The following is a 13,619-nucleotide window of genomic DNA, read 5'->3' as shown; positions in this document are numbered from 1 at the left end:
TCGTTGCGCAAAAGAAAGGGCACTCCCAACATCACACTGACTCCTCAAGTAAATTGCCAATATGAACGTCACCGCGGTGTAAGGGCCATCCTTGGCCCTGTCACCGCTTTTCACGCATCCATGCGTTGAAATGACTCATTGGCAATTCACTTTCGGGTGTGATGAGGGAGGAAAACGGTGCTGATAGTTTTGTTTGGTGCTTGCAGGCAAATTTGCTGCTTTGAGAGAAAAACTAGAGCTCGTAGTCAAAACCAATCCCCCCTTCATCACACCCGAAAAGCATAAGCTGATATGCAATGTGCCGACAGGATGTTGGCTAAGTCTTGTCAGGCATAGGGATGTGCCTTACAAGGCGGTTGCACTATATCGGCTTAGGGTTTGAGGATTGAGTGTGATGCTGGGGCGACATTTTCTTGGTTCGTTCTTTTGCGTCGTTTAAAAAGAATGAACGAGAAGCGCATGGATGCGCTTTGATATCAGCCAAGGAGGGGATGCTTGATTATGGCTGCTTTGTAAAATCAAGTAGTTAACCTGCTTAATTACTCAGGCTAGCGGCCTCTGTATGCGTAAAAAATATAATTGCTTATTAAGGCAAATGTAGGTGTAATGAATACATAATAAGCGCTGAGCAATGCAGGGAAAGCTTACATAACACTAGCTAAACTGATTACACTAGCTAGGAAAGTGAGAGCCTCCAAAAAGCCTATTTTTTCTAAGTAAGCCATAGCATAAACAACACCAATTCTGACACACCTAGCTGCTCAGTCCAACAAGCGATTATGCAACACAAACTGCATGTCGCATAAATACTAAAATGTTATGTTTTCAGAAAAGGAGCCTAAATCACCATGGAAAAAGTTATAGCGGGTGCGCTCATCGCCGTTACGGGTTGGCTTGTAGCACATTTTAGCAAACTGCATTTTGAGAAAAGGTCAGCGCAACTCGCTCGAATTAACGAACAATTAGAAAATCTATATGGGCCACTAATGGCAACATTAACGGCAAGCCATGAAACTTGGGTTTCTTTTACTAAAAAACATTGGCCTAGTCATGGAATGCCAGGGTATTTTGGAAAAGGTGAAGACCAACTTTCAGAAGCTGAATTGCTAAAGTGGAGGACATGGATTGTAAATGTATTCCACCCTCTTAATGAGAGAGTTGAATCAATAATAATCGAAAATATACATCTCATTGAAGGAGATGAAATTCCTGAAGCATTCACGCTGGCGCTATCCCATGTTAGTTCATATCGAGCAGTTATAGCTCAATGGGAAAATCAGGACTTTTCGGAACATGTATCTGTGAATAATTGGCCAACGAAGGGTTTAATGGATTCAGTAAAGCCAGTATTCGATGAATTAACCCGAAAACAGTCAGAATTATTAGGTAAAAAAACATAACAAGCAAAGGCAGCATCGCCACTACGTGGCTGGACACGCTAACGCGCGCCGCTGCTTTGGGCGGTATACAAAAGGGGTTTTATGAAATATTCAATTTTGGTGTCATTAGCAATTACTTTACTAATGGGGTGTGCTTCAAAACCATTACCTGATAGAGCTAATGCTACCCTACAAGAAACAGCAAATCCAACATTTCCAGCTTATGCTGCTCGCAATAGAATCGAAGGCTATGTTCAAATGAGTTTTGATATCAGTGAAAGTGGAAAGCCTATTAACATTCAGGTACTAAAGTCTGTACCTGAACAAGTCTTTGATAAAGCTGCAATCAAAGCTCTCTCCAATTGGAAATATGCCCCTAAAGTAGAGAATGGCGTTGCCGTTATTCAAAAAGATCTTAAGGTACAATTAGACTTTACATTGGGTTAAATGTATAGCTAACAAGCATGAAAAATAAGTCACACCCATCACTATTAACATCAAAGCTGAGGAAGTGAAGTAAATACTTAAATGCGGCGTTACCACAGCCTGCTATTGGCGCATATACGACCGTTAGATTTACTAAGTTTTATCAGCCAAATCTAACAAAGTAAGTTAAGGTTTACTCATATTAGCATAAAAAACCAGCGTACTGACGCTGGTTTTTTGGGTTACTTTTTCTTTTTAACCTTGGCGGCTTTCTTTTTCGCCTTGATTTTCACCGGATCTTTTTTCTTCTTCGGTGCTTTTGCTTCTTTGTGTTTAGGTTCTAAGCCTTTAATTACACGGCGCTTAAGTTTTTGGTCGGTGTAACGCTCAACCTTACCTAAAATTTCAACATCGTGGGCTTCAACCAAAGAAACCGCGGTGCCTTTTTTACCAGCACGGCCTGTACGACCGATGCGGTGTACATAAATATCTGCGGTGCGTGGCATATCAAAGTTAAATACGTGGCTGATATCCGCAACGTCGATACCACGGGCTGCAACATCTGTTGCCACTAAGATATTCGTCTTACCACTGTGAAAACTTGCCATCGCAGCCATGCGTTTGTCTTGTGGCATTTCACCACGTAGCCAAGTGGTTTTAATGCCTTTAGCAAATAGCTCACCAACGAGTGTTTCTAGGCGTTCACGCGTTTTTACGAAGATAACCGCTTTGGTTACTTCTTCGTCATCAAGCAGTTGTGCGAGCAAATTGACTTTGTGTTCGTAGTTATCTGCAAGATGAACCCACTGATGGATTTTACCTTTTTCTTTACGTGATGGAGTGGCTTCAAGTAGTGCTGGGTCTTGTAATATACGTTCAGCAAACTTCTCAACGCTTTCGCCCTCAAGGGTTGCTGAGAATAAAAAGCATTGGCGACGGTTTACCGCTTCAGAGCAAATACGTAGCATTTCTTTTCGAAAGCCCATGTCTAGCATGCGGTCGGCTTCATCTAGGATCAGTAGCTCAACGTTTTCTGCGTGGAAGTTCTCGGTTTCAAGATATTCCATCAAACGACCTGGGGTTGCGATGAGGATATCATTGTTCTTTTCGAAGATTTCTTTGTGACTACCGTAATTAATACCGCCAGTTACCACGCCTATTTTAAGGTTAACACCTGCGGCAAGGAGTTCACATTGCTCGTGTATTTGATAGGCAAGTTCACGCGTTGGCGTCATGATAAGTACGCGGGCAAAGCCTGGCTCTTTACGAGGGAAATCAAGCAAATACTGAATCGCAGGGATCAAGAATGCAGCGGTTTTACCCGTACCGGTTGGTGCGCTGGCGAGAATATCTCGGCCAATTAGCGCTTCAGGAATAGCCATCTGTTGAATGCTGGTGGGAGTATCGAAACCCATTTTTTTAATCGCACTAATCAGCTTGCTGTCTAAATCAAATTCAGTAAATTGCATATTGCATCACAAATAAAGGACAATAGCGGAATTATACGTTGCTATTGCATTTTCTCAAAGGTATAGGATGTCTCAGTTTGCATTTAAACAGTTTTCGGTGACTCAGCATCATGCGGCAATGAAGGTTTCGACGGATGGTATTTTGCTTGGCGCGTGGGTTCCACTCGCTGAAGCCAACCGGATTGTTGATGTCGGAACGGGAACTGGGCTTATCGCATTGATGTGTAAACAGCGAAGCCCAATGAGTACAGTCCATGCGGTTGAGCTTGATGACAATGCGTTAAAGGATGCAGAATTTAATATCAAGCACAGCCCGTGGCCTGATATTGAGCTACATCGCTGTGCAATACAAGAGTTTGATAACGAGCTGCGCTTTGACCTCATGGTATCAAACCCACCTTACTTCAACGCGAGCTTGAAAGGAGAAAATCAAGCAAGAAATAGAGCGAGACATACGGACAGCCTAAGTTTTGATGCCTTGCTTGATGCCTTCGAAAAGTTTACGACGGATGCTGGGCAACTTGCGGTAATTTTACCCTATCAAGAGAGTTTGCTCTTTTGTCAGCTTGCCAAAGCGCGAAATTGGTTTCTTGTTTCAAGCTGTGCGATTAAAACCACCCCGAGTAAATCTTACTCTCGCAGATTGCTACTGATCGGTAAACAAAACCTAGCACAACCCAGTCATGAGCAATCGTTGGTGATATACGATGTAGATAACCAATATACGAATGATTTTGTTTCTTTATGTCATGAGTTTTACCTAAAAATGTGATGGATGTTTTTTGCTCGTATCATGATTTATCTTCTACACTTTAGCTAAGAAATTGTCAGAATCATCGTGTCAAAAGTGCAGTCTGATTTACGTGTACTTAGCTGGTTTAATTCGCTTGTGTAGGTATTCATGAAAAAAGCCGAGATCCCAAATAACGAAGAAAATCGTCTCAAAGCGCTGCGCGAATATAAGGTATTGGATACAGCTGCTGAAGCAAATCTTGATGAAATTACGCAGCTGGTGTCAGAGATCTGTGAAACGCCTATCGCGCTTATTAGCTTGATAGACACAAATCGCCAATGGTTTAAGTCTAAAGTGGGGCTTGAGGTGGATGAAACCCATCGAGATATCTCCTTTTGTTCTCATGCTATTTTGCAAGAAGATGTATTTGAGGTGCAAGATGCCCTAGAAGATGAGCGCTTTTTTGACAATCCACTGGTTACAGGCGGTCCGAAAATCCGCCATTATTCCGGTGCACCGCTGATTAGCTCAGGCGGTTATAAGGTAGGCACTATTTGTGCTATCAGTGATAAGCCTAAAAAACTCACCGATTTGCAAAGGAAAACACTCGCCACCTTGGGTTGTCAGGTTATTCGGCAACTTGAACTGCGCAGAGAAGTAAACGTACTTAAGCTGCTCAATGATTCCAAGGACAGTTTTTTATCTGATATCAGCCATGAATTACACACTCAACTTAACGCCATCATTGGTTTTAATGATGTGGTACTCAACTCAGCTGAAGCTGAAGGGTTTTCTGAATCTACGACAAGCTACCTGCAAAATATCGAAACAGGGGGGAGTAAACTGCTTACTGTCATTGATTCCGTATTAGAGCTTGAGCTTATTGAAGGTGAAAAAGTTCAGTTTGAACCCATTCTTTGTTCATTATCCGATCTACTAAAGCAGTCAGTTGCTCGCTTTGCTACTGAGGCAAAACAACATGATATTACGATTACGCACTCTATTGCTGGCGTCTATAAAGGTGAGGCTTTGATGCTCGATAAGGATAAAGTGTCGCGCGTCATAGAGACTTTACTCGACACTGCAATTCAGAGCAGCGAGGCTGGGCAAGAAGTGGTGCTCAGAGCATATGTCATTGGTAATGAAATACAGTTTATTGTAAAAGACAGTGGTAAAGGCCTTTCGGCGCTTGAGCAAAGTAATCTATTTGACCGCTTTAGCATGTTTGAGGGTAGAGGAAACTTAGGGGTTGGGTTAAGCCTATGTGTAACTAAAGCACTTATTGATATTATGGGGGGGCGGATCAGTGTCTCTAGTCAAGAGGGCGAAGGAACTGAGGTAGTGTTTATTATTCCGTGCCGAAGTGAAAGTGGAGTCAAAGTTGCTTCGCCACCAAAAACAGAGCATATCGCCATTTTCTATCATCAAATTGGTGTAATAGAAGACAATCCGCTTAATCAGCTACTGATCACTGCGATACTCGACAAACTGAATTGTAGTTATGATATTTTCGAATCTGCTGAAGCCTATTTTGAAGTGGCAAAAGAAAAACACTTTGACATCATTTTTATGGATGTGAATCTTCCGGGTATGAGTGGTACAGAGGCGGCACATTTAATCAAACAAGAAAATTCAAGGTTACCGATTTTGGCGATAACCGCTGATATTTTCTTAACTCAAGCTCAAAATGAAGTTTTTGATAATGTGATCCATAAGCCGTACAAGCTATCTCAAATTGAGGCCGCATTGAGCCAGTTTTATAAGTAATAACACGGCCTTGAATTACATTAATTAGTATTAACGTTTACTACGCTAAATATCTAATTCGGCGTATTCCGTCATGATTTGCTCTATCCAAGTCGCGATACGCTCGTCGCTTTTGTCGTATTGACTGTCTTCATCTAGTGCCAGACCAACAAACTGACTTTTATCTTCGGTCAGTGCTTTTGACGCTTCAAATTCATAGTCGTCTGAATTTGGCCAGTAACCTAAAAAGGTGACGCCTTGAGGGGCAATTTTTTCATGTAGCATGCCTAGTGCATCTTGAAACCATTCACCATAACCTTGTTGGTCACCCATGCCGAATAGCGCTATCACTTTGTTGCTAAGGTCAACACTGTCGATATCGTCCCAGTGAGACTCCCAGTCTTCCTGAAGTTCGCCGAAGTCCCATGTTGAGATACCAAAAATGAGGAAGTCAAACTGCTCAGCTTGTTTTAGCGGCTCGTCCTTAATATTAAATAAGGTAATTGTGTCTTTGCCGATGATTTCTTGAATCTTTTCTGCGGCCATTTCTGTGTAACATGTTGTCGAGCCGTAAAATAACCCAATTTGCATTGTATTTATCACTTTCAATTTGACTGGTATTATAGGTGGCAAGTCTACATCATGACGTTAATAATTAATACAGGTACTCTGTGAGCGAACACCAAGCAACTACCCATACACTGTCCGATCCGCAATATATAGAAGCCTTTTTAGATGCGCTATTTTTGGAGCAAGGGCTCAGTGAAAATACTATTGCAGCCTATCGCAGCGACCTTGAAAAATTTCTCTTATTTATAAAAGCAGAAACCTCGGTGTCTTCTTTACTGGCAATCACAAGTCAAGACGTTGAGGCTTATCTAGCACACAGAATAGACAAGGGCTTAAAAGCAAAGAGTAACGCGCGAGCCATCAGTGCATTAAAGAGGTTTTATTTATATTGGTCGCGAGAAAAACAAATCGCGCAGTCTCCACTGGATACTATTGCGCAACCTAAAACAACACCATCGCTGCCAAAAACCTTGTCAGAGCAAGAAGTTGAGGCCTTGTTAAACGCTCCTGATTGTGACGACCCTATGGGGTTGAGAGATAAAGCAATGCTTGAACTCTTGTATGCCACGGGGTTGCGCGTGACTGAGTTAGTCGGGCTAAGAATGGAGCAAGTCAACATGAGACAAGCTGTTGTACTTGTGCGTGGTAAAGGGGGCAAAGAACGCTTAGTGCCTATGGGTGAAGAAGCATTGCATTGGATTGAACAATTTCTCAAAAAAGGGCGGGGCTTAATGATCAAGCATGCTACTGATTTTGTCTTTCCATCCAAGCGCGGTATAGGTATGACGCGACAAACCTTTTGGCATCGCATAAAACACTATGCTATTTTGGCAGACGTTAAGTCGCCGTTATCGCCACATACGTTACGTCATGCTTTTGCAACACATTTATTGAATCATGGCGCTGACTTGCGAGTTGTGCAAATGATGCTTGGCCATAGTGACTTGTCGACGACTCAAATTTATACACATGTTGCCAGTGAACGTTTAAAAACATTACACCAGCAACATCACCCAAGAGCTTAATTTTTGTTGCTTGGGAATTATTTATGGTTACTCCGGTCTTAGTGAGTAACACAAAGGGGCGCGTGAACCCCTCAAATAACAGGTTTAGAGAGAACATAATGAAAAAACTAATAGTTGCCGCTTCACTGGCATTGAGCTTTGGCGCTTTCGCTGAGCAAGTTGAGGGTCCTGTCGCACCAACAGCACAAGTAGACCCAATTACAACGCAATTTAGCGGATTAGGTATAACGGTTAAGCAAATCAAAGATAGTCCGCTTGCGGGCTTAAAAACAGTGATCACAGATAAAGGGGTACTGTATTCAAGTGCCGATGGTAAATACCTAATTCAGGGCACTATGATTGATCTTGATAACCGCCGTAATATCACCGAAGACGCGTTGAGTGATGTGCGCCAAAAAGGTATTGCTGAATACGAAGACTCAATGATCGTCTATAAAGCGGAAAGCGAAAAACATCAAATCACGGTATTCACAGACATTACTTGTGGCTACTGCCGCAAACTGCACCGTGAATTAGAAGATTATTTAGCGGCAGGTATTACCGTGAAATACCTAGCTTTCCCACGTGGTGGTTTGCGTGGCTCAGGCTATGAAGATTTGAAAAACGTATGGTGTGCAAAAGACGCAGCAGCTGCACTTACTGAAGCGAAAGCTGGTGGTGCAGTGAAACCAGTTGAAAACTGCCACGCGCCAGTAGCTGAGCACTATCAACTTGGGCAAAGTTTTGGCATTTCAGGAACGCCAGCGATCATTCTTGAAGATGGTTCTATGATCCCAGGTTATCAACCTGCTGCAGCTATTGCACAAATGCTAGACGCAAATAGCCCTAAGTCATAATGACTCACGCTTAGCGATGGAGTTCGCGTTGAGAACTCGATAAGATAGCAAGATAAAGAATATAAAAGGCCATTTTGGCCTTTTTTGTTTTGTGAAAAAGTATGCATACAGAAATTAAACCAAGAGACTGGGTTGATGACAGCCATTTACCGGCTTCACTGCATCCCGTGATCAAGCAGCTTTATGCTGCCAGAGGGGTTAAATCGGTCGTTGAACTGGATAATAGCGCCGCAACCTTACACGATTTTAAATTATTTAAAGACATCGAGCTTGCAAGCCAAATTCTGGCTGAAGCACTTTCTTTGCAACAACAAGTGTTGATTGTTGGTGACTTTGACGCCGATGGCGCAACGAGCACCGCCGTATTAATGGAGGGTCTGCCTCAGTTTGGTTTTCAGCGTGTGGATTACCTCGTGCCGGACAGATTTAGCTTAGGATACGGCCTAAGCCCAGCATTGGCCGAGCAAATCGTTGCCATAAAACCTGATTTGGTGATCACCGTTGATAACGGTATTTCCTGTATTCGCGGTGTCGAAATCGTGAAGCAAGCGGGTATTAAGGTGATTGTTACCGATCACCATTTACAAGGTGATGAGTTGCCGATTGCCGATGCGATTGTTAATCCAAATCGTCTTGACTGCGATTTCCCGTCTAAGTCTATCGCGGGCGTTGGGGTTGCCTTTTATCTGCTGATAGCGCTGAGGCATTACTTACGGGCGCAAAACTATTTTGTGGAGCAAAATGTCGCGATGCCAAATTTGGCGACATTATTAGATATTGTTGCCCTAGGAACCGTGGCTGACGTTGTGGCGTTGGACGCGAATAACCGCACTTTGGTACACCAAGGACTCGCCCGGATCCGTAGTGGTCAAACGCGACCAGGGATCCAAGCGCTTATCGAGGTTTCTAACCGTAATAATGCTAGATTAAGTGCCAGTGATTTTGGCTTTGCGTTAGCGCCAAGACTCAATGCCGCCGGGCGTCTTGACGATATGAGTTTAGGTATTGCTTGCTTGCTATCGAAAGACATTAACCAAGCTCGCCGTATTGCGTCCGAGCTCGATAGTCTAAATATAGAGCGACGCGAGATTGAGCAAAGTATGCAGCAAGAAGCGCAAGCGGTATTGGAGCGCTTGGTACTTAAAAGCCAAGAAGTACCAGATGCCTTGTGTTTGTATCAAGATGATTGGCATCAAGGTGTGATAGGTATTCTGGCGGGACGCTTAAAAGAAAAGTATCACCGACCGTGCATTATCTTTGCACAAGGCGACAACGGCGAGATCAAGGGCTCATGTCGCTCTATTGAAGGTCTACACATGCGCGACCTGCTGGAGTCAATCAATACCCAGCACCCAGAGTTAATTGTAAAGTTTGGTGGCCATGCGATGGCAGCAGGACTGACCATTTTAGAGTCTGAATTTGCGCGGTTTAAACAGATATTTGAACAAAACGTCAGTGCGACGCTGAGTGAAGAAGCAAAGCAAAGTATTCTGTTGACGGACGGTGAACTGCCGGGCGATTGCTTCACCATGGATTTTGCTTTTGAACTACAGCTGGCAGGTCCGTGGGGGCAGCAATTTAGTGAGCCGGTATTTCAGGATGTATTTGAGTTAGTGCAGCAACGTATTGTTGGCGACAAACATCTAAAACTTGTGCTTAAGCATCGCTCGGGCCGATTGGTTGATGCGATAGCATTTAACGTTGACGTTCGAGCTTGGCCAAATCTCCAGGCAACCCATGCTTTATTTGCTTATCAATTAGATATTAATGAGTTTCGTGGTAAATATAATTTGCAGCTCATTGTGCGTGAACTTCAGGCGCAATCGAATTAATAGAGATGTGCGTACTGAGTTTGTTAAAAAACTCCCAAAATTCTCACTTTAAGGGATGCTAAGCGCGGTTATTATTTGATACTATTGGTCGCTTAAATCTATGGTCTGACCCGTTGTCAGACCTGTTTGTGTGAATTCACAAACCGACAAATTTAGTTCTGGAGTAAAGGTAAATGTTTGAAGTGAATCCTGTGATTAACCAAATCAAGGAAATTCGCGAACGTACAGAGCTTCTTAGGGGGTATCTTTGACTACGCTCTAAAGCAAGAGCGTTTAGAAGAAGTTAATGCCGAATTAGAAGATCCTGCTGTATGGAATGAGCCGGAAAGAGCCCAAGCACTGGGCAAAGAAAAATCGAATTTAGAAGTGATTGTTGAAACCATCGACAATCTCGTGTCTGGTGCCGATGATGCAGAAGGTTTAGTTGAGCTCGCCGTAGAAGCCGAAGATGAAGAAACCTTCACTGAAGCAGAGCAAGAGGTCAACGGCCTTGTTGAGCAGCTGGAAAAACTAGAGTTTCGTCGTATGTTCTCAGGCGAGCAAGATGCCAACGATGCGTACATCGACTTACAGTCAGGCTCTGGCGGTACTGAAGCTCAAGACTGGTGTAACATGTTGCTGCGTATGTACCTGCGCTGGGCTGAGGCGAAAGGTTTTAAAGCCGAAATCGTTGAAGCGACAGATGGCGATGTTGCTGGTATTAAGGGCGCGACAGTTAAAGTCACGGGCGAATATGCTTACGGTTGGCTTCGTACAGAAACGGGCGTACACCGCTTAGTACGTAAGAGTCCTTTTGATTCAGGCGGCCGTCGTCATACTTCGTTTGCTTCTGTATTCGTTTATCCAGAAATTGACGACAATATCGAAATCGATATTAATCCTGCAGATCTTCGTATCGATGTATATCGTGCATCGGGCGCGGGTGGTCAGCACGTTAACCGTACAGAATCTGCGGTACGTATTACACACTTACCAACCAATACGGTAGTGCAGTGTCAGAATGACCGTTCGCAGCACAAGAACAAAGATCAAGCGATGAAGCAGTTAAAGGCGAAATTGTTTGAACTTGAACTGCAAAAGCAAAACGCTGAAAAGCAAGCCCAAGAAGATGCAAAATCTGACATCGGCTGGGGCAGCCAAATCCGTTCATACGTGCTAGATGATTCACGTATTAAAGATTTGCGTACAGGTATTGAAAATCGCAATACCCAAGCCGTACTAGACGGCGATTTAGACAAATTTATCGAAGCAAGCCTGAAATCAGGCCTTTAATCCACAAGCTAAACTAAGAGCTAAACAATGACAGATCACAATCAAGACGAAAATAAACTTATTGCTGAGCGTCGTGGCAAGCTAGATGCGATCCGGGAAAATTGCCCTGCGAATGGCCACCCGAACTCATTCCGCCGCGAAGACTACACACAAGATCTACAGGCTAAGTTTGGTGATAAATCGAAGGAAGAGCTAGTAGAACTTGATCATCATGTTTCTGTTGCGGGTCGTTTGCTTGCGAAACGTGGTCCTTTCTTAGTGCTGCAAGACATGAAAGGTCGTATTCAGGCTTATGCTTCAAAAGACGTACAAAAAGACCTAAAAGAGAAGTATGGTCAATTAGATATCGGCGATATCGTTGGTGTTAAAGGTCCGCTTCATAAATCCGGTAAAGGCGATTTATACGTCGACATGGTTGAGTATGAACTACTGACTAAGTCGCTACGTCCACTACCTGAAAAGTTCCACGGCCTGACTGACCAAGAAGCAAAATACCGTCAGCGTTATGTTGATTTGATCACTAACATGGACACGCGCGAAACATTCCGTATTCGTTCAAAAGTGATTGAGGGTATTCGCCGTTTCTTAGCTGAACGTGACTTTATGGAAGTGGAAACGCCGATGCTACAGGTTATTCCTGGCGGTGCCTCTGCACGCCCATTTGTAACGCATCACAATGCACTAGATATCGATATGTATCTACGTATCGCGCCTGAGTTATATCTTAAGCGTCTAGTGGTTGGTGGTTTTGATCGTGTGTTCGAAATCAACCGTAACTTCCGTAACGAAGGTTTATCTACGCGTCATAATCCAGAGTTCACTATGATTGAGTTCTATCAAGCATACGCGGATTACAATGATTTGATGAACTTGACTGAAGACATGTTACGCACCGTGGCACAAGACGTGTTAGGCACTACTACGGTTGTTAATACTGTGAAGAATGCTGAAGGCGAAGTGACAGAGACGATTGAGTATGACTTTGGTAGTGCGTTCCAGCGTTTGTCTATGGCTGATGCTATTTTACAATATGGCCCAGATGCTGAAGCACAAGCTGAAATCTTCAAAGATCCAGAAAACCACTTTGAAGCACTAAAAGCATACGCTAAGAAAGTTCACGTTAAGATCCCTGAAAACTGTGTATGGGGTCCAGGTAAGTTCCTATGTGAAATCTTCGAAGAAGTCGCTGAGCACAGACTTATCCAACCGACGTTCATCACTGAATATCCTTGGGAAGTATCACCGCTGGCGCGTCGTAACGATGAAAATCCATTTATCACAGACCGCTTCGAGTTCTTCGTGGGTGGCCGTGAGCTTGCAAATGGTTTCTCTGAGCTTAATGATGCTGAAGATCAAGCTGCGCGCTTTGCTCGCCAAGTGGAAGAAAAAGATGCAGGTGACGATGAAGCAATGCACTACGATGCGGATTATATCCGTGCGCTAGAGCATGGTTTACCACCAACAGCAGGTGAGGGGATTGGTATTGATCGCCTTGTGATGTTGTTCACGGACTCACCGACTATTAAAGACGTTATCTTGTTCCCGCATATGCGTCCTGAAGTGCAAGCTGAACAGTAAGTATTTTCACGTAATCTGAAAGTACATCTAGAAAAGCGCCTTATGGCGCTTTTCTGTTATTTTCGTAAGATAAATCTTACAGTATTTCTAAATACTTAGTTTTATTATGTAGTTATTGCTAACTCCTATTCATAATAAAAGTTGTTTCTCTTTTGAAACTAGATTATCCCAATTTCCTAACTAGTCTTTTTCAAGTTCTAATGCTGCGTTAAAAATAACGAATAGGGAATCCAAAAAGATGAGCGATAATGAGTTTGAAAATGTCGATGAGCACGAGCAAGCGAGAATTTTATATTATCGGGCTTGCATCGCTGAGTTTCAGCAGCTTGGTTATCAAGAAGCATTTTTGGACGAAGTTTTGCGTCAACAACGTGCATTAAGAAATACCTACAGTGATCCTAACCCTCTACAAAATGAGTAAAAATTGGCGTTAGTGCCGAGTAACTAAGCAGACTGCACAATCTATCACCATTCAGTGCTTTTTTACAAGAAAAGTATTTGACATATTTTTTCTAACCTATATTATACGCCCCACAAGACGGAGAGGTGGCCGAGTGGCCGAAGGCGCTCCCCTGCTAAGGGAGTATAGGGTTTGTAGCCCTATCGAGGGTTCGAATCCCTCCCTCTCCGCCATTTTTAATGGTTGTCTTGTATGGACGCATAGCTCAGCTGGATAGAGTACCTGGCTACGAACCAGGCGGTCGGAGGTTCGAATCCTCCTGCGTCCGCCACTTCTCCTTGAGTGGTTAAATA

12 protein-coding genes and 2 tRNA genes are annotated in these 13,619 nt (G+C 43.4%); 12 read left to right on the top strand and 2 right to left on the bottom strand.

Annotated elements, in window-relative coordinates; translation table 11 throughout:
- The first annotated feature begins 848 nt into the window (after positions 1-848).
- Entirely contained in the window at positions 849-1,400 is a 552-nt protein-coding gene (locus MHN32_RS22480; RefSeq protein WP_010606187.1) for a hypothetical protein, read from the top strand.
- 81 nt (positions 1,401-1,481) lie between these two features.
- Entirely contained in the window at positions 1,482-1,826 is a 345-nt protein-coding gene (locus MHN32_RS22475; RefSeq protein ID WP_239422860.1) for an energy transducer TonB, read from the top strand.
- A 221-nt stretch (positions 1,827-2,047) separates the two neighbouring features.
- Here MHN32_RS22475 and srmB read toward each other — a convergent pair whose 3' ends face one another.
- Complete coding sequence (srmB, locus tag MHN32_RS22470) at positions 2,048-3,274, bottom strand: ATP-dependent RNA helicase SrmB (protein ID WP_010606189.1); 1,227 nt, start codon at positions 3,272-3,274, stop codon at positions 2,048-2,050.
- Positions 3,275-3,341: 67 nt separating this feature from the next.
- On the opposite strand from srmB, the gene MHN32_RS22465 reads away from it, so the two are divergent.
- Together MHN32_RS22465 and MHN32_RS22460 are read left to right on the top strand one after the other, a co-directional pair.
- A complete protein-coding gene (locus tag MHN32_RS22465; protein ID WP_239422859.1) occupies positions 3,342-4,046 on the top strand; it encodes a methyltransferase in 705 nt (234 codons plus the stop codon).
- 129 nt (positions 4,047-4,175) lie between these two features.
- On the top strand, positions 4,176-5,774 hold the full coding sequence (locus MHN32_RS22460; protein ID WP_239422858.1) for a hybrid sensor histidine kinase/response regulator: 1,599 nt from the start codon (positions 4,176-4,178) through the stop codon (positions 5,772-5,774).
- Between the two features lie 45 nt (positions 5,775-5,819).
- Here the strand turns inward: MHN32_RS22460 and fldB are convergent, their stop codons facing one another.
- On the bottom strand, positions 5,820-6,344 hold the full coding sequence (gene fldB / locus MHN32_RS22455) for a flavodoxin FldB (protein WP_039493609.1): 525 nt from the start codon (positions 6,342-6,344) through the stop codon (positions 5,820-5,822).
- An 80-nt stretch (positions 6,345-6,424) separates the two neighbouring features.
- On the opposite strand from fldB, the gene xerD reads away from it, so the two are divergent.
- The 8 genes from xerD to MHN32_RS22415 all read left to right on the top strand — a co-directional run bounded on the left by xerD (position 6,425) and on the right by MHN32_RS22415 (position 13,597).
- Entirely contained in the window at positions 6,425-7,348 is a 924-nt protein-coding gene (gene xerD / locus MHN32_RS22450; RefSeq protein ID WP_239422857.1) for a site-specific tyrosine recombinase XerD, read from the top strand.
- Positions 7,349-7,446: 98 nt separating this feature from the next.
- Positions 7,447-8,184, top strand: a complete 738-nt coding sequence (gene dsbC / locus MHN32_RS22445; RefSeq protein ID WP_239422856.1) for a bifunctional protein-disulfide isomerase/oxidoreductase DsbC — start codon at positions 7,447-7,449, stop codon at positions 8,182-8,184.
- Positions 8,185-8,285: 101 nt separating this feature from the next.
- On the top strand, positions 8,286-10,016 hold the full coding sequence (gene recJ / locus MHN32_RS22440) for a single-stranded-DNA-specific exonuclease RecJ (protein WP_239422855.1): 1,731 nt from the start codon (positions 8,286-8,288) through the stop codon (positions 10,014-10,016).
- A 173-nt stretch (positions 10,017-10,189) separates the two neighbouring features.
- Positions 10,190-11,288, top strand: a protein-coding gene (gene prfB, locus MHN32_RS22435) for a peptide chain release factor 2 (protein ID WP_099030198.1) whose coding sequence is annotated in 2 segments (ribosomal slippage) — positions 10,190-10,264 and positions 10,266-11,288 — 1,098 coding nt in all. Because the reading frame shifts where the segments join, the coding sequence is not laid out codon by codon here.
- A 27-nt stretch (positions 11,289-11,315) separates the two neighbouring features.
- Entirely contained in the window at positions 11,316-12,866 is a 1,551-nt protein-coding gene (gene lysS / locus MHN32_RS22430; RefSeq protein WP_010375973.1) for a lysine--tRNA ligase, read from the top strand.
- Between the two features lie 238 nt (positions 12,867-13,104).
- Positions 13,105-13,287: a hypothetical protein gene (locus MHN32_RS22425; RefSeq protein ID WP_239422854.1), complete on the top strand. Its 183-nt coding sequence runs from the start codon at positions 13,105-13,107 to the stop codon at positions 13,285-13,287.
- Positions 13,288-13,406: 119 nt separating this feature from the next.
- A tRNA-Ser gene (locus MHN32_RS22420) sits at positions 13,407-13,499 on the top strand.
- A gap of 21 nt (positions 13,500-13,520) precedes the next feature.
- Positions 13,521-13,597 (top strand) — tRNA-Arg (locus MHN32_RS22415).
- Positions 13,598-13,619: the final 22 nt, after the last annotated feature.

This window comes from Pseudoalteromonas sp. Of11M-6, assembly GCF_022347905.1.
GTDB lineage: Bacteria > Pseudomonadota > Gammaproteobacteria > Enterobacterales > Alteromonadaceae > Pseudoalteromonas.
This window is presented reverse-complemented; position numbering and strand designations above follow the sequence as displayed.